The organism is Corynebacterium sp. HMSC056E09 (assembly GCF_001813425.1).
GTDB classification, from domain to species: domain Bacteria; phylum Actinomycetota; class Actinomycetes; order Mycobacteriales; family Mycobacteriaceae; genus Corynebacterium; species Corynebacterium hesseae.
The window spans coordinates 55,796-74,151 of the sequence record NZ_KV812474.1 but is presented as its reverse complement, the minus strand read 5'-3'; the positions used below and the strand labels follow the sequence as shown (position 1 = coordinate 74,151).

Here is an 18,356-nt window from a genome sequence, read left to right as displayed (position 1 = left end):
GGGCTTTGCGTTGTTTGCCGCTAAAGCGGGTGGGGCCGAAATAAACCTGGTTAAGGTTTGCAAGTTCGGCAGCATCGGAAGCAGAAGCACCGAGCGCGCGAAGCTCATCGGGTGAGCCAGGAATGTTTTCCACCAACGCAATCCCCGAATTGCGAAGGCGGATGTAGATTTCAATATCCCCCATGGCCACAGAGACTAAAACAGCACCGTGGGCCCCGCAACCGGAGGGACAAAATTCCTGGTTAATGGGGCTGGTACGAGAAAAGCCCCTAGATTGAGTTGGTTGGTTCGCATACCAATTGAACTCGCCATACGCTGCTGCCCAACCTTTCTCCTCTCGGTAAAGCCGGTCGAAACGAGATCCTCCTGAGACCATTTCGCACAGCCTCGCAGTAGGTTCGCTATCGGGGATAGCGGGCATGGGTAGCCCATCAGCTTGAGCCCAAACCGACCTGACAGCACAGCAGTTTCCGGTATGCTCGGCGCACATGCTCGGAAAGGATGACACCATGAAGATGGCCCCGCGCCACCGTCAGCAATTGCCACCGCTTCCGATGGTCTCGGCCAAGCTCGGGGAGCGGTTGGCCAGCCACGTGTTCGTGGAGGAAGGCCGGGAGTTGCTTCCGGAGTTGCAGGCCTTCCGCCGCGATATGCACCAGAACCCGGAGGTGGGGCTGCACCTGCCGCGCACCCAGGAGAAGGTGCTCGAAACCCTTAATGGCCTACCGCTGGAGATTCATCTGGGCCGTGACCTCAGCTCGGTCGTCGCGGTGCTGCGCGGCGGCAAGCGCGGCGAGCGCCCCGTGTCGGTGCTGCTGCGCGCGGACATGGACGCTCTTCCGGTGCGTGAGCAAACGGGCAGCCCGTTTGCCTCGACGAATAGCAACATGCATGCCTGTGGCCACGACCTGCACACGGCGGGGCTTATCGGCGCGGTGAAGATGCTGTGCCGCCACCGCGAGGAGCTGTTGGGCGATGTCATCTTCATGTTCCAGCCGGGCGAGGAAGGCCCAGGCGGCGCGCAGCCGATGATCGATGAGGGCGTGCTCGACGCCGCCGGCCGCCGGCCCATCGCCGCCTACGGTCTGCACGTCGGCCCGCAGGATAAGGGTACCTTCCACCATATTGCTGGCCCAATGATGGCCTCGTCGTCCAATCTGGGGATCACCGTCTACGGCAAGGGTGGGCATGGCTCGCGCCCGCACGATGCTATCGATCCCGTTGCGGCCCTCGCGGAGATCCAGATGGCGCTGCAAGTGGCGCTGACCAGGCGTTTCGATGCGAACTCGCCGATTGTCATCACGGTGACCAACCTGCGCGCGGGCGATGGCGCGGTCAACGTCATCCCGGACAAGGCGGAGCTGGGCGCGACGGTGCGCGTGCTTCGCGACGAACACATCGACGCAGTCCGCCAAATGATCATCGAGGTCTCGAGCTCCGTGGCGGCTTCCCATCGTTGTACCGCGAAGGTGGACTTCGAGGTCCTGTACTCGGCCACCAAGACCTCACCGCGCGAGGACCAGTTCGCGGCGTCGTTGTGGGCGGGTATGTTCGGCGCGGAAAACGTGCTGACCATGGATACCCCGATGATGGCCTCAGAGGACTTCGGCGCGGTGCTCGCCCAGGTGCCGGGCACGTTCATGTGGTTCGGCACGGGGGATCCGCACACCCCGGAGCACATGCGCGAGTGGAACCATTCACCGCAGGTGCGTTTCGATGATTCCGTTCTGGGAGACCAAGCCGCAGCCCTGGCGGCGGTGGCCTTTGAGCGCCTCGCCGCCGAGGACGCCCACCCCTCGCCGGCCACGAAGGCTATGCGTGCGCCGGTGCAGGGGACAGGGGCGGATGCGCAGCCGCCTTCTTCCGCAGCGCAATAGTGCCCCAGATGGTGGCTACCCACTCGGCGAGCACGACGACCATACCGGCGAGGAGGGGCCAGATGGCGTCGTCGAGCGCAGTGCTTAACGACGGGAAGAGGTTCTTCGTGGCGTGCACCGCGATGGCGATAATGAGCCAGCGCACCGGCTGTTTCTGGGATAGGCCATAGGCACTAAGACCAGTGAACAGCGAGTGGGAGAGCGGGTTGGAGGCCAGGCGGATGACGCCTGCCCCGATTGCGCCAGCGGTATCCGAGTCGAGGTTATCCGCCGTCATGCGCGCGAAGGCGGTGGCGTCCTCACCTACAGTGAAGCCGATACCCACGGCCACGCCCACAAGGACGTAGTCGAGCCAACTGCGGGGCCGGATGACGAAGGTACAGATAAGCAGCACGCCGAGGAACTTCAGCACCTCCTCGATGAGCGGCGCATACCCCGCAGCGCCCAGCCAGTCCAGGCCCGCGCGGGTGAGGAGGTGGGACATGTTCGTGTTGAGTTCCACCGCGAGCCCGGAAACCGCGAACCCCCACACCACGCCGTGTGCAATTCCCGGCCGACGGCGCAGGAAGAACAGCGCGAGGGGGACGAGTACGGCGGCGAAGACCACGGCGGCCAGAGCACTTGCGGGCAGGAAGGGCTCGCCCGCGTAGTGGAAGGCGGTGACGGCCAGCGCGCCGAGGGTCAGCAGGTAGTACAGGTACTTCATGCGTCCTCCGGCTGCACACGGTCGGCGAAGTCACGTGCCTTCGGTCCGTAGATGTGGAGGAAGGAGATGGTGTTGTTGTGCCGCTGAGACAGCGTGATGCCGTCGCCGTCCTCGATGCGGTAGAGCTCGGCAGCCTGGGTGGTGATGGGGGCGTCGGTGAGCGCGCTGGTCCCGTTGAAGGAGCGGTGCTGGCGCGGCAGGTACGTCTCGACCTCGCGGGAGGATCTGCCTTCCTCAGAAATGATGGTTGCGCTCCCGCAGTTCCAGGTCTGCGAGGAGGCGTACGGATCCTCCGGGCACTCCAGTCCCGGGATACCGCGCACGGGGGTGGTGTCGGGAGTGGGGTCGGGGAGGAGGGCGTCGGCAAGCGGTACTGCGGCGAGGACGCCGATGCAGGAATAAATCAGTGTGTTTCTCATGCTTTCGACCCTACGAGCTGCGGTTTTGCGCCGGTATCCTCCGCAGGGAGGATTTTGCGGAGTTTGACAATGCTGACAATCATGGCCACCCACAGGCCGATGAGGATGAGGAAGGTGGGGAAGATGGGCCATAGGGCGTCGTCAAACGCGGTAGAGATAGACGGGCCGAAATTAGCCGTGAAGTGCACCGCCATGGCGATGAGCAACCAGCGCACCGGTTGCCGGCGGGAGAGCCCGTAAGCCGCGATTGAGGTGAAGAAGGAATGCATGAGCGGGTTCGCGATGAATCGGGCAAGGAGCCCCAGAAGCGTTCCCTTGAGATCAGAATCGAGGTTCTCCAGTGTCATGTTGGTGTAGTAGATGGCGTTCTCGGTCACGCTAAAGCCCATGCCCACGGCCACGCCGACGAAGACGTAGTCCGCCCAGTGACGGGGCCGGATGACGCAGGTGCAGATGAAGACGACGCCGAGGAATTTGAGGACTTCCTCGTTAAGTGGGGCGATTCCAGCGATGACCAGCCAGTCCGGGACCGTACGGACGAGGAGGTGGTACATGTTCTCGTTGAGCTGGCCGGCGAGAGTGGAGACCGCAATGCCCCACACCACCCCGTGCGCAATGCCTGGGTGCTTGCGCAGAATCAGCAGCGTGAGGCCTAGTGCAACAGCGGCGTAGGCCACCGCGGCGAGCGCACTTGTGGGCACGAAAGCGCCGTGGGAGAAATCATAAGCGACGTACACCAGCCCAGCGGCGGTGAGCAGTTCGTACAAAGTCTGTGTTCTTCTCATGCGCTTTAGGCTATGAACTGGAGCTGGGGTGCCGGTATCCTCCGCAGGGAGGATTTTCCGGAACGCAGGGAGAACTATCGTGGCAACCATGACGAGAAAGACGCGACCACTGTGGATCACGGTGCTGCTCATTCTGCTCTGCGTGGTGGCGGATTTGGCGGCATGGATCCCCCATATCGAAAACTTCGAGGGGACGGATCAGGAAGCCCTTGTTTTGGGCTTGATGGGTCTATTTAGCTTCGCCACGTGGATTCTGCTGCCCTTCGCCCTGCACCACTCACGGCGGGAGCGCAACATCCACGAGGAGTACCCCGGCCACCCGGTGGTGCTGATTGCGGCTCTGCTCGTCCTGGTACTAGGCGGGTTTCGCCCACTGTCGCTGTCAGTGCTGGTGGTGTTGATTTCAATCATCTCGCGCGGCCGACTGCGGTGGTCCCTGGCGGGGACGGCGGTGTTCGTGGCCTCGTGTGTGACCATTATCTCTGTGCCTTACATTCGGATGAACATCTTCGATCCCTTTGGTTGCGTGTTCTATGGAAGCCTCTTTCTTATCGTTGCCTGGATTACGGGCTCGGTGCGCGCGCAGCGCCGCCAGCGCGAGGTCACCTTGGTGAGTCTGGCGGAGCTCAACGAAGACCAGCTGCGCTCGCGCGAGGAGCGCGCACGCCTGGAGGAACGCAACCGCATTGCCCGCGATATCCACGATTCCCTCTCGCACAGGCTTAGCCTCATCTCCGTCTACGCGGGTGGCCTGAGCTACCGCAAGGACGCCGACCCGGAGCGGGTCGCCGAGGCGGCAGACACCATCCAATCGGAGGCCAAGGCCGCCGTGGAGGACCTGCGCGGGGTGATCAAGGCGCTGCGCGTGGATGACCGGGTGGATCCGCGCGCGAGCATCGAGGAGCACATCGGGCGCGCACGCGCGGCGGGGACGAAGGTGCGCTACGTCAAGGGAGACGTCGATAAGCTGAGCACACTAGCCGCCCACACGCTGGGCCGCGCCGTGCAGGAGGGGCTGACCAACGCGCGCAAGTACGCGCCGGGGAAGAAGGTGACGCTCACCGTGGAGAACGAGGAGGATAAGGTGCGGGTGACCATGCAGAACAAGAAAGTGGCTGCGCAGCCAGAGTCCGGTGGCGGCAACGGCCTGCTGGGGCTGGAGGAACGCGCCCGGCTGGCCGGAGGTACTTTCACAGTGCTTGACGACGCCTCCACCTTTACCTGGGTCCTCGAACTCCCTGAGGAGGCACGCGCGTAATGATTTCAGTGGTATTAGTCGATGATGAGCAGGCGCTGCGCCGCGGCATTCGGTTCATCCTGGAGGGCGCGCCGGACATTGAGGTGGTGGCCGAGGCCAGCAATGGGCGCGATGGCGTGGCCCGCGTGCTGGACCTGCAACCGGACGTCGTCTTCATGGACATCCGCATGCCCGTCATGGATGGCATCGAGGCGGCCGGGAAACTGCGCGCGAGCGCGCCGGATATCCCGGTGGTCATGCTCACCGCCTTCGATACGGATGAGTTCATCGTGGATGCGCTGCACGCCGGCGCGATGGGCTTTCTGCTCAAGACCATCGAGCCGGAGGGCCTGGTCTCGGCGGTGCGCGCTGCGGCCACGGGGCAGCAGCTGCTGAGCCCGAAGGCCCTGAAGAATCTGCTGGCGCTCAAGCACCCCGAGCCCGCGCCGGCAGAGACAAAGGCGCCTGGGCCCCGCCCGCTGGAGGGCTTAAGCCAGCGCGAGAACGAGGTGGCGCAGCTGGTGGCCCAGGGCCTGGACAACCAGGAAATCGCGGGGCAGCTCTACGTCTCCGTGACCACGGTGAAGACCCACATCAAGCACATCCTGGACAAGCTGGGCGGCACCAACCGGGTGCACATCGCGATTGCGGTGTTGGAATCGCGCTAGCGCCGGCGGATAAACGCGGAGGCGAGACCGAGCAGCGCGATGACGATCACGATGATGGACGCCGCCGGCCAGTACTGGGGGTAGTACTTCACCGTGTAGCCAAAGACCTGGCTGTCGTTGAACTGTTGGGCCAGTGCGATGGGCATCCACCACAGCTTGGTCAGCGTCAGGATCGCGCCCAAGAGCCCGGCGATGATGCGGCCCGGCCTGCGCAGGAAGAAGCTGGCCGCCACGAGGAGAACACCAACAATCGTGAGTGCGAATAGCAGAGGCGTATCCACGGCGAGCGGCGAGCCATTGATGAGGAACTCGTGGTCCACTTCGTGCTGTTCGATAAGCGTGTAGCCGTCGAGGACGACATCGTCGGGGATGCCCACTTAGGTCTCCTTCTGTTCAGAGTTCGGGTCGTAGCCATCGGCCCAGGTATCGGTGTCGAAGTCGTAGTCTACATTCTCGCCCTTTTCATCGGTGCGCTGGTACCAGTCCGTGTAGCGGTGGGCTGAGGAGTCGAAGTCGGAGCCGGCACCGCGGCCTTCGTCGGCGTGCTCGACGGTGAGCTCGAAGTCATCGCCGTGCTCCTCGATGCCGCGCACGACGGCGTTTTCCACCGCGGCGCGCGCGTAGGCGCGGCGGATGAACATCGGGTCGGAGCGCAGGTCCTTGATGAAGGCCACCATCATGACGAGCAGCACGATGCAGAAAGGCAGCGCCGAGAGGATGGTGAGGTTCTGCAGGCCGGTGAGTACGTCCTCGCCGCCGGTGAGCAGCATGACGACTGCAATGCCCATCATGCACAGTCCCCAGAAGATGACGATGAACTTGTTCGGCGCGGGATTGCCCTTGGAGGACATGGTTCCCATGATGACCGATGCGGAATCGGCAGACGTGATGAAGAAGACCGCCAGCACCACGATCAGAACAAATGGTGTGATGCTGCTCAGCGGCAGGTGGTCAAACATGGCGAAGAGAACCTGCTCGCCGGAAGCGGAGCCATCAAAGTTGGGGAGCTCCTCGCGCTGGAAGGTGATGGCCGTGCCGCCGAAGATGGTGAAGGCCAAAATGAGGATGAGGGAGGGCGCGAAGACGGTGACGGCGGTGAATTCGCGCAGCGTGCAGCCACGGGAAATGCGGGCGACGAACATGCCGACGAAGGGCGTCCACGCGATCCACCATGCCCAGTAGAAGGCGGTCCAGTAGGACTGGAACTCGATGGTTTCATCGCCCCAGGACAGGCCCTTGGCCATCATGGGCAAAAGCTGGTCGATGTAGGTGACGATGCCGGAGGGCACGAGGTTGAGCAGGAGCAAGGTCGGGCCGGTGAAGAAGACAAAGATGACCAGGCCGAGCGTGAGCGTGATGTTGAAGTTGGACAGGTAGCGCACGCCGCGGGAGACACCAGAGACCGCTGAGATGATGAACCCGCACCCCAGCACGGCGATGATCACGATGAGCACGGCATTGGTCAACGGACCTGCGCCGCGGATGATGGAGACTCCTTGGCCGATCTGGATAGCGGAGAGCCCCAGCGTGGCGGCGGTGCCGAAGAGCGTGGCGACGAGTGCGAGGATGTCGATAAGCTTGCCCAGCGGCCCGTCGGTATCGCGGGAGCCAAACAGGGGCTTGAAAATCGAGGACACCAGCGGGACGCGGCCGCGGCGGTAGGAAGAGTAGGCGATGGCGCCGCCGACGAGGGCGTAGGCCGCCCAGGGAGAGATACCCCAGTGGTAGTGCGCCTGAGCCATTGCTTGGTGGAGGGCTTCGACGCTGTTGCCGTCGACAGTGTGGGGAGGCGGGGTGATGTAGTGCGACAGCGGCTCCGAAGGACCGTAGAAGAAGATGCCGACGCCGATGCCGGCACCGAACATCATGGCCACCCAGCTGAACCAGCCGAACTCGGGTTCCTCGTCATCGGTGCCGAGTTTGATGCGGCCGAGGCGGGAGCAGCCGATGTAGAGCATAGTGACGACGGCCATCATCATGGTGATGTTGAGCAGCCACCCGGCATTGGTGATGGCCCAGGAAAAGGCCGTGGAGGAGGCGGCGGAGACGGACTCCGGTGAGGTGATGCCCCAGATGATGAAGGCTACGACGAAGGTCGCAGTGCTGAAGAAGGTGATTTTATCGAGGGTGAAAGCGTTGCGTTGATCCTCCACACCGATTCCGAGAACCAAGCCCGGGTGCATGTTGTGGGGATAGAGGCCAACGGGTGGACCGGTAGATTTTTCGAGTGTTCACCCTCACCATTATCGCAGGTGCGCGAAATGACAGCGTTGTGAGCTAGGATGAAGGCACTTATTTCTGCGTCGATTGGAATGCCATGCCGCTGCCTAATTTTGATGAGAATGTCCGTGAGCTGGAGGAAGCCTTTGCCCTCTTCGAACTCGTGGAGGAACACGTCCTCGACCCGAACCTGCTGTTCACGGTGAAATAATCCGCCTCTTCTGTGCGCCCGCGAGTACTCCGCGGCGGGTGCGCACTATGAGGTCAGGACCGCATTTCCGCCGCGGTGATCTTCTCAATGAGCGTGTCCAGCTCCGCGCGGCTGGGCTGTGAGAGCGGGTTGACCACGCAGAAGTCGAGGAGGAAGTAGCCAGCGGCCTGCAGGGCCGTGTGGCGCTGCCAGAACTGGCTGATATCGGAGTGGTTGGTGGCAAGTGATTGGATGCTTCGCCGCTCCGAGAGCAGCTCGTAGTGCAGGTCGCGGCGCTGCGCCAGCGCCTCCTCCGGGGTCTTGATAAGCAGGGAGCCGAGCAAGGCTGCCATCGCCTCGAAGCAGCGCGTTTGCAGGCGGTAGTGGTTGGTCATCTGGGCCCGCGGTTTCCACAGCCACAAGAAGAGCATCGCCACGACCACGGAGAGTCCAATCTCCGCCATGCGCGAGCCGATGGTGTGGGCCAAATGCTCCGAGGAGTTGCCCATCAGCAGTGCCAGCGGGGTGGAGAAGATAACGCACAGCGCGTAATTCTTCACCACCAGAATCTCCGCGCAGAACTGGCAGAAGGCCAACGCGAGCACCAGCCCCCAGCCGTGCGGGCTGAAGGAAGCGATGAGAGCGAAGAGGCACACGCCCAAGACCGATCCCAGCATGCGCTGGATGCCGCGAATCGTCCCCGGCACCCGGTCGGGGCCCCACTGCAAGACCAGGAGCACCGACACCGCGCCCCAGTCCGGGCGGTTAAGCCCCAGCGCCAAGCCGATGAACGCGGTGACCAGGCCGCCGAGCGCGATTTTCTCCGCCGTCACCACCGCGTGGGAATTGCCTACCGCAGCGCGGTAGAAGCGGTAGCGCATCGTCGGCTTGGTGTGCGGGATGGCGGTGCGGTCAGGGTCGACGTAGGTGGGGGAATCAGAGAGTTGATCCGAGTTGCCGCCCACCTGTTTGTGGTGCGCCACGATACGCTGTTGCGCGGCCAGCGCGCGGTGGACCAGCTCCGCCTGGGCGGGGCGGCGGATGCGGCGGCCGCGGATGATGCCGGCGTCGGCAAGCGCTTGCCAGGCGGTGGAGATAGCGGATTGCGCCTGGTGGTGGCGGGCCAAGAAATCGGTGTCCGAGTGAAGGAAGGCATCGGCGGCCTTCTCTAGCGCGGCCACCGCGCGCGTTTCCGGGCCGTGCGGATCCCTAAAGCGCGGCACCATGCCCAGCACGTAGCCTGCCGCCACGCCGGCCAGGCTCCACGCGGCCACCTCCCACGGGGAGACCCCGCGCAGCATGGTGGAACCACCGGCCACCATCACGATGAAGAAGGACCCCGGCGGTGGCAGCCGCAGCGCATTCTGCACGAACGCGCCGATGGTTGCCAGAGTCACTGTAAACACCGCAGACAGCGCCAGGCCGTGCACGCCGACGAGGGAACCGGCCGTAGCCGCCAGCGTGAGCAGCCCGCCAGCGGTGAGGATCACGCGGCGCCGCGTGCGGTAGGGGTGCCCCTCGCCGTAGATGACGGAGAAGGCACCGGCAGAAATGAGCAGCACCGCATCCGGGTGGCCCGTTAAAACAGCAATCCCGCCCGGGATGATGATCGCCAATGCCGCGCGCAGGGCACCGGGCCAGCGGCGCGCGGAGGTGTTGAAGGCAGTAAAGAGCTGAAGGGCGTTAGGGCGTTGCGGCAGAGGGTGTTCCATATCGGGAGAACACCTTACTCGCTTCGCCGCGCTCGACCAGCCGGCCGTCCTGCAAGACCGCCACCGTGGGGCACAAGTGACGCACGACGTCGATGTCGTGGGAGACAAACACCAGCGTCATGTCCTTCGTCACGCGCTGCAGCAGCTCGAGGACTTGGGCCCGCGAGGTGGCATCCAGCGCCGAGACGGCCTCATCCGCCAGCAGAATATCCGGCTTACCCACCACGGCGCGCGCCAGCGAGATGCGCTGGCGCTGCCCGCCAGAGAAGTCCCGCGGATAGCGCTCGAAGCCCTCGATGCCGACCTCCCGCAGCACGGCCTCGGCCTCCTCGCGCGTCCCGCCGCCCTCGGCCACGATCTTCCAAATAGGTATGCGCGGGTTGAGCGAGCCTTTGGGGTCTTGGAAGACCATGTGCACGCGCTTGGCGACGTCCACCGTTCCCGAGGTCGGCTCCGCCAGCCCCGTGAGCAGCTTGAGCAGCGTAGATTTGCCGGAGCCGGAGCCACCGACGATGCCGAGGCGCTCGCCCTCGCGGACGGTGAGGGAGACGTCGTCCAGCGCGGTCACCCCGCGGTAAGTCTTGGTCACGTTCTTGAGCGTGATGACGGGCTCGCCCAAGGTAGGTACGGGTGGTGGGGTGAGATCGGGCGTGGTGAGCTCACCGATGCGCACGACGCGGTCGCACACGCGCTTGACGACATCCTGGTCATGGCTAATAAACAGCAGCGCCGTGTCTTCGCTGTCCGCGGCATCGACGATGGTGGAGAGGATCTCCTCTTGGGTGAAGGGATCCAGTGCGGTAGTCGGCTCATCGCAGATGAGGAGCTTGGGGCGGCGGGCCATGGCCATCTCGATGAGCGCGCGCTGGCGCTGCCCGCCGGAGAGCTGGTGCGGGAAGCGGTTGAAGCCGGGCACCTTCATCAGCGGGTCGAGCGCGGTCATGGGTTCCTGGAAGACCATGGCCAGCGGCAGCTTGCGCAGATCGCGGTCACGCATGCCCAGCAGCTCCTGGCCGTTGAACTGAATGGAGCCGGTAGCCTGCAGGTGATCGGGCAACAGCCCCATGATGGCCAGGGCCGTCAGGGACTTGCCGCTGCCGGAATCCCCGACGAGGCCGACGCGCTCGCCGGGTGCGATGGAAAAGGAGAGGGGGCCGACGGGGCCCACGCGCAGATCAGTGACGGTCAGCATGGCTTCCTAGCAGGTTGAATCCGAGGACGGTGCCGGCAATCGCCAGCCCGGGCCACAGCGCCTGGAGGGGGTGGGTGGCGAGGAGGGGCTGGGCGTCGTGAAGCATGCGGCCCCACGAGGCGGTCGGCGGGGCAGTGCCCAGGCCGAGGTAGGAGAGGCCGGCTTCGGCGAGGACGGCCAGCGCAAAGTAGACGGAGGCTTGGATGGCCACGATGCCGCCGAGGTTCGGCAGTACGTGGCGCCACGCGATGAGCGCCGGCGGCACGCGCGAGATGTGCGCGGCGGCGATATAGTCCTGCGTCATGATCTGCAGCGTGCCCGAGCGCGTGACCCGGATGAAGGAGGGGATGCCGGCGATGCCGATGGCGATGGTTGCCGTGAGCGTCGAGGAGCCCCACACCGCGCCGGCGACGATGGCTAGCAGGAGCGCGGGGAAGGCGAGCAGCAGGTCGGTGGCCGCCATGATGACGCTGCCGCCGCGCATCCCGGCGATAATGCCCAGCGGTACGCCGATGAGTGCGGCGATGGCCACCGCCACGATGCCCACCAGCACGGTGACCTGGGCGCCGGCGAGGATGCGAGAGAAGGTATCGCGCCCGAAGCGGTCGGTGCCCATGAGGTGTTCCAGGCTGGGGCCGGCCAGGCGGTCGGGGGAGATGAGGTTGGGGTCATAGGGCGTCCACACCAGGGAGACCAGCGCAAGCAGGACGGTCAGGCCCACCAGGATATAGCCGGGTTTCATCGCGCCTCCTTCAGCCGCGGGTCGATGACCCGGTAGACCAGGTCCGTGAGCAGGTTGACGGTCAGCGTGAAGGTCACGAAGACCATGATGAGGGTCTGGACGGTGGTGAGGTCGCGGGTGGAGACGGCGTCGAGAAGCAGCGAGCCCAGACCTGGAATGACGAAGACGTTCTCGATGACCACCGCGCCCACCACCAGGGTGCTCAGCTGCACGCCGGTGACGGTGAGCACCGGCAGGGCGGCGTTGCGCAGGCCGTGGCGGATGAGCGCCCCGGTGCGGGATTCACCCAGGGAGCGGGCGGTGCGGATGTAGTCCTTGTCCATCTCCTCGCGGAGGGTGGCGCGCACGTAGCGCGTGAGCATCGCACCCTGCACCAGCGCCAGCGAGATGACCGGCAGGACCAGGTAGCTTAAGCCCTCGCGCGGTAGCTGCCAGCCGTTGGCCGGCAGCCAACCCAGGTGCACGGAGAACACGGCGACCAACAAGATACCGACCAGGAAGCTCGGCACCGCAATACCCAGCTGCGTGGCCGCGTTGAGCACGGGGAGCCTAAAGCGGGCCAGCAGGATGCCCATGGGGATAGCCCCGGCTAGTGCGAGGGCGATGGCCAGCCCGATGAGCAACAGCGTGACCTGCGCGCGGTCAACCACGAGCGGGGTGATGTCCTGCTGCGAGGACAGCGAGACGCCGAAGTTGCCGGTCAACAGCCCTTTCATCCACTCCAGGTATTGCGCGAGAAGCGGGCGGTCCAGGCCCATGGCGTGGGTCAGCTCCGCCACGGATTCATCAGTGGCGTTGACGCCCAAGGCCACGCGCGCCGGGTTGCCGGGCACGGCCCGCATGAGCAGGAAGATGATGATGGAGGCGGCCCACATGGTGCCGAGGAAGCGCAGGAATCTCATCGCACACCTTTAAGCTCGATGGCATCGGTGATCTGGTTAGGCTGCAGGCCGGTCAGGCCCTCGCGGTAGAGCACGATATTGGGCATATTCATCAAGGTCAGGGCGGGCATATCTTCCATGATCTGGTCGACCGCCCCTTTCATGTCATCCTGCTTCAACAACGTGCGGGTCTGCGGCGAATCATAGCCGATGTAATAGTCCGGGTTGCCAAAGATGGTGGGGATATCGCGCGGTTCGACGTGCGCGACGAGCGACATCTGATAATCCTTGGCCCCCATCACCTGGCTCAGCCAGACGGCTGGGAACTCGGCGGTTTCCAGCGTGACCTCGAATCCCATCTCCGTCAGCTGCGAGTAGAGGAACTCGGAGAGCGTTTGCGTATAGGGCAGGCTTGGCACGGTGAGCGTGAGCGGCGTGCCCACGGCCCCGGCCTCCTCCATCAGCGCGCGGGCGCGCGCGGGGTCGTAAGGGTAGTAGTCCTTGGCGCTAAACCACGGGTCGGTCGGCGGCACCGGAGCGCCGCCGGTGTCTTTCGCGCGGCCCTCCCAGAGGATCTCGTTGGCGGCCTGGCGGTCGATTCCATAGGCCACGGCGCGGCGCACGCGGGGATCGTCGAAAGGCGCTGCCTGGTTGTTCATGGACAGCAGCACCTCGCCGTTCGTGGTGCCCACGGCGGTCTCGATGGACTCATCGAGGGTGTCGAGCAGCTCGGGGTTCTGCACGCCCCACACGGCATCGACCCCGCCGGAGCGCAGGGCGTTAACCGCGGTGAGGGAATCCGGGAAGTAGCGGATGGTGATGTCTTCCTTCGCCGGGGTGCCCCAGTAGTCCGGGCGGGCGCGCAGCGCGATGTACTCGTTGGGGGAGAAGCCGGCGACGGCGAAGGGGCCGGTGCCCACAGCTTCAGTGGGCGTGCGCATGGCGCCGATGACGGTACCCATGGACCATAACCAGCCGGCGGAGGGGCGGGATAGCTCGACGACGAGCGTGTGATCATCCACCGCCGTGGCGGATTCCACCACGTCCATCTGCTTCTTGAGCCCGTTGGTCCACTCTGTTTTCACCGCGTTGATGGACCACGCGGCGGTGTGTGCGGTGAAGGCCTCGCCGTTGGAGAAGGAGGCCTCGCGCAGGTGGAAGGTGTAGCGCGTGGAGTCCACCTCCCAGGATTCGGCGAGGCCGGGCACAATCTCTCCCTCAGGCGAGATGCGCACCAGTGTCTCGTAGACGTTGCTCATGAGTGCGGCCGGGATGGCGGCGCCGCCGACGGTGGTGAAATCCAGGGACGTCGCGGGCGTCGTCGTGGCCAGCGTCAGCGCGGAGGAATCAGAATCAACAAGCGCCGTGGAACCGGCGGAGCAGGCGCTGAGCGACGCCCCCAGCACCACCCCCAGCGCACCTAACCAGGCCTTCATCCTTCGGACAACTTGACCTCGAGCGGGGAGGTGGTGCCGCGCACGCTCGTCATGCCAAGTGTGAGGCGGTCCCCGAGGTACAGGATTTCGGTGCACTCGACGGGATGCCCGGAGTGATCCGAGATGTCGAGGTGCAGGCGCCACAGCGGGGAGGCGGGCTCCACGTTGAGGGAGCGCGCATCCTCCTCACTGGCAGAGACCAGCGAGAGCTCGCGGTTGACATTGTCGAATTCCACGCCTTGCTTGCGCAGGTGATCGTGGATGGACTCATTATCGGCATCGAAGTTGAGGATGTGGCTGCCCACGTCCACAGGGAAGAACATGCGCTCGATGGCGATGGGCATGCCATTGGCGCTGCGCACGCGGTGCACAAAGATAACCGGGGAGCCGGGCTCTACCCGCAGGAACTCGGCCTCCCTTTCGGTAGCGGGACAGCGGCCCAGCCACCGGGTGGAGGCGCCGGGCTCGAATCCGCGCTCGCGCAGCCAGTGTGTCACGGAGTAGATGGAGTCGAAGGACTCCGAGGTGAAACGGCCGAGAACGACAGAGCGGCGGCCGCGGCCGGAGGAGATGAGGCCCTCCGAGCGCAGCGCCGCGACGGCCTGGCGCACGGGACCGCGGGATGAGGAGAATTGCTCGCACAGCTCGGCCTCGCTGGGCAGGAAATCACCGGGAGAAAGCTTCTTGCTGCGGATGAGATTGCGCAGATAGTCAGCGATAATACTGTGCTGCTGTGTACCGCGAAGGGCCACGGTGATGCTCCTCTATGTAGAAAACGCTGTGATGGGTAGTGATGTGTTGAAACGCGGATGCGCGAGGGCGCGTCCGCCTACAGCTGCCACGCTTGAGCCAGGTTAACCATGTTACCCAAGGCGGCCTCGTGGCTTGTGGATTGCAGGGAGATCATGAGTTCATCCGCCTGGGCCAGATTTTGGAACTCCGTGAGGTAGTCGCGCACGTGCTCGATGCTGCCGACGGCGGAGTACTTCAGCATGCCGATGATTTGTTGGCCCTGCGGGGAATCGATGATGCGGGCAACGTCGGCGTCGCTGAGCTGCTTGCCACGACCCGCGAAGGCCTTGACGCGGCGGAAGCAGACTTTTTCAAATTCCTCTTCGGCGTCATCACCCGCGGTGACGTTGACACCCGCGATGACATAGGGCTCCGGGTGAGCTTCGGAAGGCTGGTAATTCTCGCGATAGTAGGCCGTGGCGGCCTCGAGGTGTTGCGGGGCAAAGTGCGAGGCGAAGGCATAGGGAAGCCCGTACTTGGCGGCGAGCGAGGCGCCGAACAGCGAGGAACCCAGGATGTAGATGGGGACGTTGGTGCCGTGGCCGGGGATGGCCTTCACACCGGGGATGAGGGACTTTCCGGAGAGGTAGCCCTGTAGCTCCTTGACGTCCTCGGGGAAGCGTTCGGCGGCGTGGCCATCGCGGCGCAGGGCGCGGCCCAAGGTCTGCATGTCAGTGCCGGGGGCGCGGCCCAGGCCGAGGTCGATGCGGCCGGGGTAGAGCTCGGCGAGGGTGCCGAATTGTTCGGCGATGACATAGGGCGCGTGGTTCGGCAGCATGACGCCGCCGGAGCCCAAGCGGATGCGCTCGGTCTTCGCGCCGATGTGTGCGATGAGCACCGCCGGGGAGGAGGAAGAAATGGAGGGCATGTTGTGGTGCTCGGTGTACCACATGCGCTGAAACCCCAAAGCCTCCGCGCGTTGCGCCAGCTCGACCGACCTGGCCATGGACTGGGAGGGAGATTCCCCCGGGTAGATGGTGCAGAAATCGAGGACGGACAAAGCGGCGCGGGACGTCATGAACTACTCACTTTTCTTCGACGAGCCTGTAGATACAACGTCGATGATAACGCCGATGGCAAATGCGAGGAGCGTGGGAACCACCCAGCCCAGGCCAACGTCTTGGCCAGGGGCGAAATCAAGCGGCGCGCCGAAGGAAGTGGCGGCGGACCACAGCACGGAAACCCACAGCGCCAAGCGGAATCCCCAGTAGAAGGTGACCCACTTCTTGACCACCGGCTGCAGGAGAGTCAGTGCAATCAGCGAGATAGCCGGCGGGTACAAGAACACGATGAAGGGCACCGCGATGGCAAGCACCGTGTCCAGGCCCTGGAAAGCGAAGGCGATGGACAGCGCGGTAAACAGGCAGGCCCAGAAATGGTAGGTGGTCTTCGGCACGAGCAGGGCGAAGAACTCCGAGGTGGCGGAAATCAGGCCCACGGCGGTGGTCATGCATGCCAGGATGACGATGGCGGAGAAGACGGCCTGGCCGATGTTGCCCATGGTGAGATTGGAGGCGTCGGCAAGCAGGGCGGCGCCGGACTCATAGGAGGCACCGTTCGGCATGGTTTGGCCGATCCACGCCAGGCCCAGGTAGATGGCGGCGAGCAGGGCGCCGGCGATGACCGCGGAGAGAATGGTTCCGCGCAGCAGCTCACTGTTCTTGGAAAAACCCTTGGAGCGCAGGGAGGTCACGATGACGATGGAGAAAGCCAGGCCCGCGATGGCGTCCATGGTGTTATAGCCCTCAAAGAGGCCGGTAACGAAGGGTGCGGAGGCATACTCTTCGGTTGGGGTGCCGGGCATGCGGGGATTCGCCACGGTAGCGAGGGTGATGAGGACCGCGAGCAGGATGACCAGCGCCGGGGTGAGGAACTTGCCCAAGGTGTCGATGATGTCATTCGGGCGCCAGGCCAAAGCCAACGCGATAAGGAAGAAGACGACGTTGAAGGCGCCGTTGGCGAAGGTCCCCTCCCAGCCCAGCAGCGGGGTGATGGCGGTTTCCATGGACACCGCGCCGGTACGCGGCAGGGCGTAGAAGGCACCGATGGCCAGGTACGCAATGACGGAGAAGGCCACGCCGAAGATCTTGCCGCCGTGGTTTCCGATATCCCGCACGGACTGGCCGGAAATGGCCACCGCGACCACAGCCAAGACCGGCAGCGCCACGCCGGCGGCGAGGAAGCCCAAAGTGGCGGGCCAGAAGTTGGTGCCGGAGGAGACACCGACTTCCGGTGGGAAGATCAGGTTGCCCGCTCCAAAGAACATGGAGAAGAGCATGAGTGAGGCAACGATGATGATGCCGATGGGAGAACCCGTCTTCGAGGCGGACTGAGAGGGAGCCTGAGCGTCATTAATGGACATTTTTCTAAGAATAATGCCCATGACATGAGATGTAAACTCTAGCTGAAGGCCTTCTCTAGCCGATCCAGCGCTTCTTCGAGCAGTTCGCGGGAGGTGGCGAAGTTCAAACGCGCGTGGTGCTCGCCGCCCGTACCGAAGGTCACGCCCTCGTTGAGAGCCACCTTGGCGTGCTCGCGAACCCACGCTGCGGGCTTCGGGTCATTACCAATAGCGGTCTCGGAAAAATCCAACCACAGCAGGTAGGTGGCCTGCGGGTGGGAAGTCTTTAGGCCCGGCACGCGCTTGGGCAGCTCCTCCACCAGCCAGTCGCGGGTTTTCTTCAGGTACGCGATCTCCTCGTCGAGGAACTCCCCGCCGTGGCGGTAGGCGGCCTCCGCAGCCAGAACGCCGAGCGTGCCGGTGCCGTCCTTGGCCACGCCGGTCAGCGAATTCCAGCGCTCCACGTCCGCGGAGTTGGAGAAGATCACCTGTGCGCACTTGAGACCCGCGGTATTCCACGCCTTGGACGTGGCGGTGACGGTGATGACGCGGTCGGACAAAGCACCCAACGGGATGTGGCGGCCCTCGTAGACCAGCGGGGCATGGATCTCATCAGAGAGAATGCGGGCATCATACTTATCCGCCAGTTCCACGAGCCCCCGCAGCCAGTCCTCGTCGAAGACGATGCCCAGCGGGTTATAAGGGTGGGAGAGCAGGATGGAGCCGGCGCCAGCCTTAAAGGCACGCTCGATATCGTCTAGCTCCAGCGAGGTCTCTATCTTCTCGCGCCCCGCGGTTTCCGGCAGCTCCAGCAGCGGCGGGTAAGAGGGAACCGGTACGGCCACCGCGCCCTCAGTAAAGTACTGGACCCCGAGCAGCAGCCCGCGCACGACGTCCCCAATCCAGAAGACGTGCTCTGGGCGCCAGCCATAGCGCGATTCATAGAAATCCGCCAGGGCCGCGTTGAGCTCGGAGGCCTTCGGCGCCGGGGTGTAGCCGAAGGATTCGGCGTCGACAGCCTCCTGTATTGCTTCCTTCACCGCGGGGGCGGTGAGGAAGTCCGATTCAGCGATCCACAGCGGAATGATGTCCTCATCAAAGACGGTCCACTTGCGGGTGCCGCGGGCACTAAGTTCTTTCAGGCTAGGGAAATGCATG

General features: G+C 64.4%; 17 protein-coding genes and 1 pseudogene. 3 read left to right on the top strand and 15 right to left on the bottom strand.

Translation table 11 applies throughout. The annotated features are described in order from the left end of the window. A pseudogene (locus HMPREF2912_RS00325) lies at nt 1-184 on the bottom strand (HNH endonuclease); the annotation flags it as partial. A 325-nt stretch (nt 185-509) separates the two neighbouring features. On the opposite strand from HMPREF2912_RS00325, the gene HMPREF2912_RS00320 reads away from it, so the two are divergent. Beyond that, a complete protein-coding gene (locus tag HMPREF2912_RS00320) occupies nt 510-1,877 on the top strand; it encodes a M20 metallopeptidase family protein (RefSeq protein ID WP_070624507.1) in 1,368 nt (455 codons plus the stop codon). On the opposite strand, the gene HMPREF2912_RS00315 is transcribed toward HMPREF2912_RS00320, so the two are convergent. The 3 genes from HMPREF2912_RS00315 to HMPREF2912_RS00305 are packed head-to-tail and all read right to left on the bottom strand — an operon-like array spanning nt 1,813 to nt 3,787. Next, complete coding sequence (locus HMPREF2912_RS00315; protein WP_070530176.1) at nt 1,813-2,583, bottom strand: PrsW family glutamic-type intramembrane protease; 771 nt, start codon at nt 2,581-2,583, stop codon at nt 1,813-1,815. The genes HMPREF2912_RS00320 and HMPREF2912_RS00315 overlap by 65 nt on opposite strands. After that, nucleotides 2,580-3,002, bottom strand: a complete 423-nt coding sequence (locus tag HMPREF2912_RS00310; RefSeq protein WP_070519541.1) for a hypothetical protein — start codon at nt 3,000-3,002, stop codon at nt 2,580-2,582. Before HMPREF2912_RS00310 ends, HMPREF2912_RS00315 begins: the two co-directional genes overlap by 4 nt. Further along, on the bottom strand, nt 2,999-3,787 hold the full coding sequence (locus HMPREF2912_RS00305; protein WP_083299215.1) for a PrsW family glutamic-type intramembrane protease: 789 nt from the start codon (nt 3,785-3,787) through the stop codon (nt 2,999-3,001). Before HMPREF2912_RS00305 ends, HMPREF2912_RS00310 begins: the two co-directional genes overlap by 4 nt. Before the next feature lie 88 nt (nt 3,788-3,875). On the opposite strand from HMPREF2912_RS00305, the gene HMPREF2912_RS00300 reads away from it, so the two are divergent. Both HMPREF2912_RS00300 and HMPREF2912_RS00295 read left to right on the top strand, forming a co-directional pair. After that, on the top strand, nt 3,876-5,045 hold the full coding sequence (locus HMPREF2912_RS00300) for a sensor histidine kinase (protein ID WP_246816440.1): 1,170 nt from the start codon (nt 3,876-3,878) through the stop codon (nt 5,043-5,045). Continuing rightward, the gene (locus HMPREF2912_RS00295) at nt 5,045-5,692 is read left to right on the top strand and encodes a response regulator (protein WP_070682967.1); all 648 of its coding nucleotides are present in this window, start codon (nt 5,045-5,047) and stop codon (nt 5,690-5,692) included. The genes HMPREF2912_RS00300 and HMPREF2912_RS00295 overlap by 1 nt, the downstream gene beginning before the upstream one ends. Here the strand turns inward: HMPREF2912_RS00295 and HMPREF2912_RS00290 are convergent. From HMPREF2912_RS00290 to HMPREF2912_RS00240, 11 genes are all read right to left on the bottom strand, one after another. Continuing rightward, on the bottom strand, nt 5,689-6,069 hold the full coding sequence (locus tag HMPREF2912_RS00290; protein WP_070682965.1) for a cell division FtsX domain-containing protein: 381 nt from the start codon (nt 6,067-6,069) through the stop codon (nt 5,689-5,691). The genes HMPREF2912_RS00295 and HMPREF2912_RS00290 overlap by 4 nt on opposite strands. Further along, nucleotides 6,070-7,875: a BCCT family transporter gene (locus HMPREF2912_RS00285; RefSeq protein WP_070682963.1), complete on the bottom strand. Its 1,806-nt coding sequence runs from the start codon at nt 7,873-7,875 to the stop codon at nt 6,070-6,072. Nucleotides 7,876-8,176: 301 nt separating this feature from the next. After that, entirely contained in the window at nt 8,177-9,814 is a 1,638-nt protein-coding gene (locus HMPREF2912_RS00280; RefSeq protein ID WP_070682962.1) for an FUSC family protein, read from the bottom strand. Next, the gene (locus tag HMPREF2912_RS00275; protein ID WP_070682960.1) at nt 9,786-11,006 is read right to left on the bottom strand and encodes an ABC transporter ATP-binding protein; all 1,221 of its coding nucleotides are present in this window, start codon (nt 11,004-11,006) and stop codon (nt 9,786-9,788) included. The genes HMPREF2912_RS00280 and HMPREF2912_RS00275 overlap by 29 nt, the downstream gene beginning before the upstream one ends. Beyond that, the gene (locus HMPREF2912_RS00270) at nt 10,990-11,748 is read right to left on the bottom strand and encodes an ABC transporter permease (protein ID WP_070682977.1); all 759 of its coding nucleotides are present in this window, start codon (nt 11,746-11,748) and stop codon (nt 10,990-10,992) included. The genes HMPREF2912_RS00275 and HMPREF2912_RS00270 overlap by 17 nt, the downstream gene beginning before the upstream one ends. Beyond that, on the bottom strand, nt 11,745-12,650 hold the full coding sequence (locus tag HMPREF2912_RS00265; protein WP_070682958.1) for an ABC transporter permease: 906 nt from the start codon (nt 12,648-12,650) through the stop codon (nt 11,745-11,747). The genes HMPREF2912_RS00270 and HMPREF2912_RS00265 overlap by 4 nt, the downstream gene beginning before the upstream one ends. Then, nucleotides 12,647-14,065, bottom strand: coding sequence for an ABC transporter substrate-binding protein (locus tag HMPREF2912_RS00260; RefSeq protein ID WP_070682956.1), 1,419 nt, complete (start codon nt 14,063-14,065; stop codon nt 12,647-12,649). The genes HMPREF2912_RS00265 and HMPREF2912_RS00260 overlap by 4 nt, the downstream gene beginning before the upstream one ends. Beyond that, nucleotides 14,062-14,817 carry a GntR family transcriptional regulator gene (locus tag HMPREF2912_RS00255; RefSeq protein ID WP_070624497.1) on the bottom strand — a complete coding sequence of 252 codons (756 nt, stop codon included), beginning with the start codon at nt 14,815-14,817 and terminating at the stop codon, nt 14,062-14,064. The genes HMPREF2912_RS00260 and HMPREF2912_RS00255 overlap by 4 nt, the downstream gene beginning before the upstream one ends. Nucleotides 14,818-14,894: 77 nt before the next feature. Next, nucleotides 14,895-15,875, bottom strand: a complete 981-nt coding sequence (locus HMPREF2912_RS00250; protein WP_070682955.1) for an LLM class flavin-dependent oxidoreductase — start codon at nt 15,873-15,875, stop codon at nt 14,895-14,897. A gap of 3 nt (nt 15,876-15,878) precedes the next feature. Then, entirely contained in the window at nt 15,879-17,219 is a 1,341-nt protein-coding gene (brnQ, locus tag HMPREF2912_RS00245; protein WP_070682953.1) for a branched-chain amino acid transport system II carrier protein, read from the bottom strand. 38 nt (nt 17,220-17,257) lie between these two features. After that, nucleotides 17,258-18,355, bottom strand: a complete 1,098-nt coding sequence (locus tag HMPREF2912_RS00240; RefSeq protein ID WP_070682951.1) for a MalY/PatB family protein — start codon at nt 18,353-18,355, stop codon at nt 17,258-17,260. Between the last annotated feature and the right edge of the window lies 1 nt (nt 18,356).

Bases quoted from the DNA above. Each gene is read 5' to 3' on its own strand.
- HMPREF2912_RS00315 (WP_070530176.1), bottom strand. From the start codon at position 2,583: ATGAAGTACCTGTACTACCTGCTGACCCTCGGCGCGCTGGCCGTCACC.
- brnQ (WP_070682953.1), bottom strand. From the start codon at position 17,219: ATGTCCATTAATGACGCTCAGGCTCCCTCTCAGTCCGCCTCGAAGACG.
- HMPREF2912_RS00250 (WP_070682955.1), bottom strand. From the start codon at position 15,875: ATGACGTCCCGCGCCGCTTTGTCCGTCCTCGATTTCTGCACCATCTAC.
- HMPREF2912_RS00265 (WP_070682958.1), bottom strand. From the start codon at position 12,650: ATGAGATTCCTGCGCTTCCTCGGCACCATGTGGGCCGCCTCCATCATC.
- HMPREF2912_RS00275 (WP_070682960.1), bottom strand. From the start codon at position 11,006: ATGCTGACCGTCACTGATCTGCGCGTGGGCCCCGTCGGCCCCCTCTCC.
- HMPREF2912_RS00240 (WP_070682951.1), bottom strand. From the start codon at position 18,355: ATGCATTTCCCTAGCCTGAAAGAACTTAGTGCCCGCGGCACCCGCAAG.
- HMPREF2912_RS00310 (WP_070519541.1), bottom strand. From the start codon at position 3,002: ATGAGAAACACACTGATTTATTCCTGCATCGGCGTCCTCGCCGCAGTA.
- HMPREF2912_RS00320 (WP_070624507.1), top strand. From the start codon at position 510: ATGAAGATGGCCCCGCGCCACCGTCAGCAATTGCCACCGCTTCCGATG.
- HMPREF2912_RS00280 (WP_070682962.1), bottom strand. From the start codon at position 9,814: ATGGAACACCCTCTGCCGCAACGCCCTAACGCCCTTCAGCTCTTTACT.
- HMPREF2912_RS00260 (WP_070682956.1), bottom strand. From the start codon at position 14,065: ATGAAGGCCTGGTTAGGTGCGCTGGGGGTGGTGCTGGGGGCGTCGCTC.
- HMPREF2912_RS00270 (WP_070682977.1), bottom strand. From the start codon at position 11,748: ATGAAACCCGGCTATATCCTGGTGGGCCTGACCGTCCTGCTTGCGCTG.
- HMPREF2912_RS00305 (WP_083299215.1), bottom strand. From the start codon at position 3,787: ATGAGAAGAACACAGACTTTGTACGAACTGCTCACCGCCGCTGGGCTG.
- HMPREF2912_RS00285 (WP_070682963.1), bottom strand. From the start codon at position 7,875: ATGCACCCGGGCTTGGTTCTCGGAATCGGTGTGGAGGATCAACGCAAC.
- HMPREF2912_RS00300 (WP_246816440.1), top strand. From the start codon at position 3,876: ATGACGAGAAAGACGCGACCACTGTGGATCACGGTGCTGCTCATTCTG.
- HMPREF2912_RS00295 (WP_070682967.1), top strand. From the start codon at position 5,045: ATGATTTCAGTGGTATTAGTCGATGATGAGCAGGCGCTGCGCCGCGGC.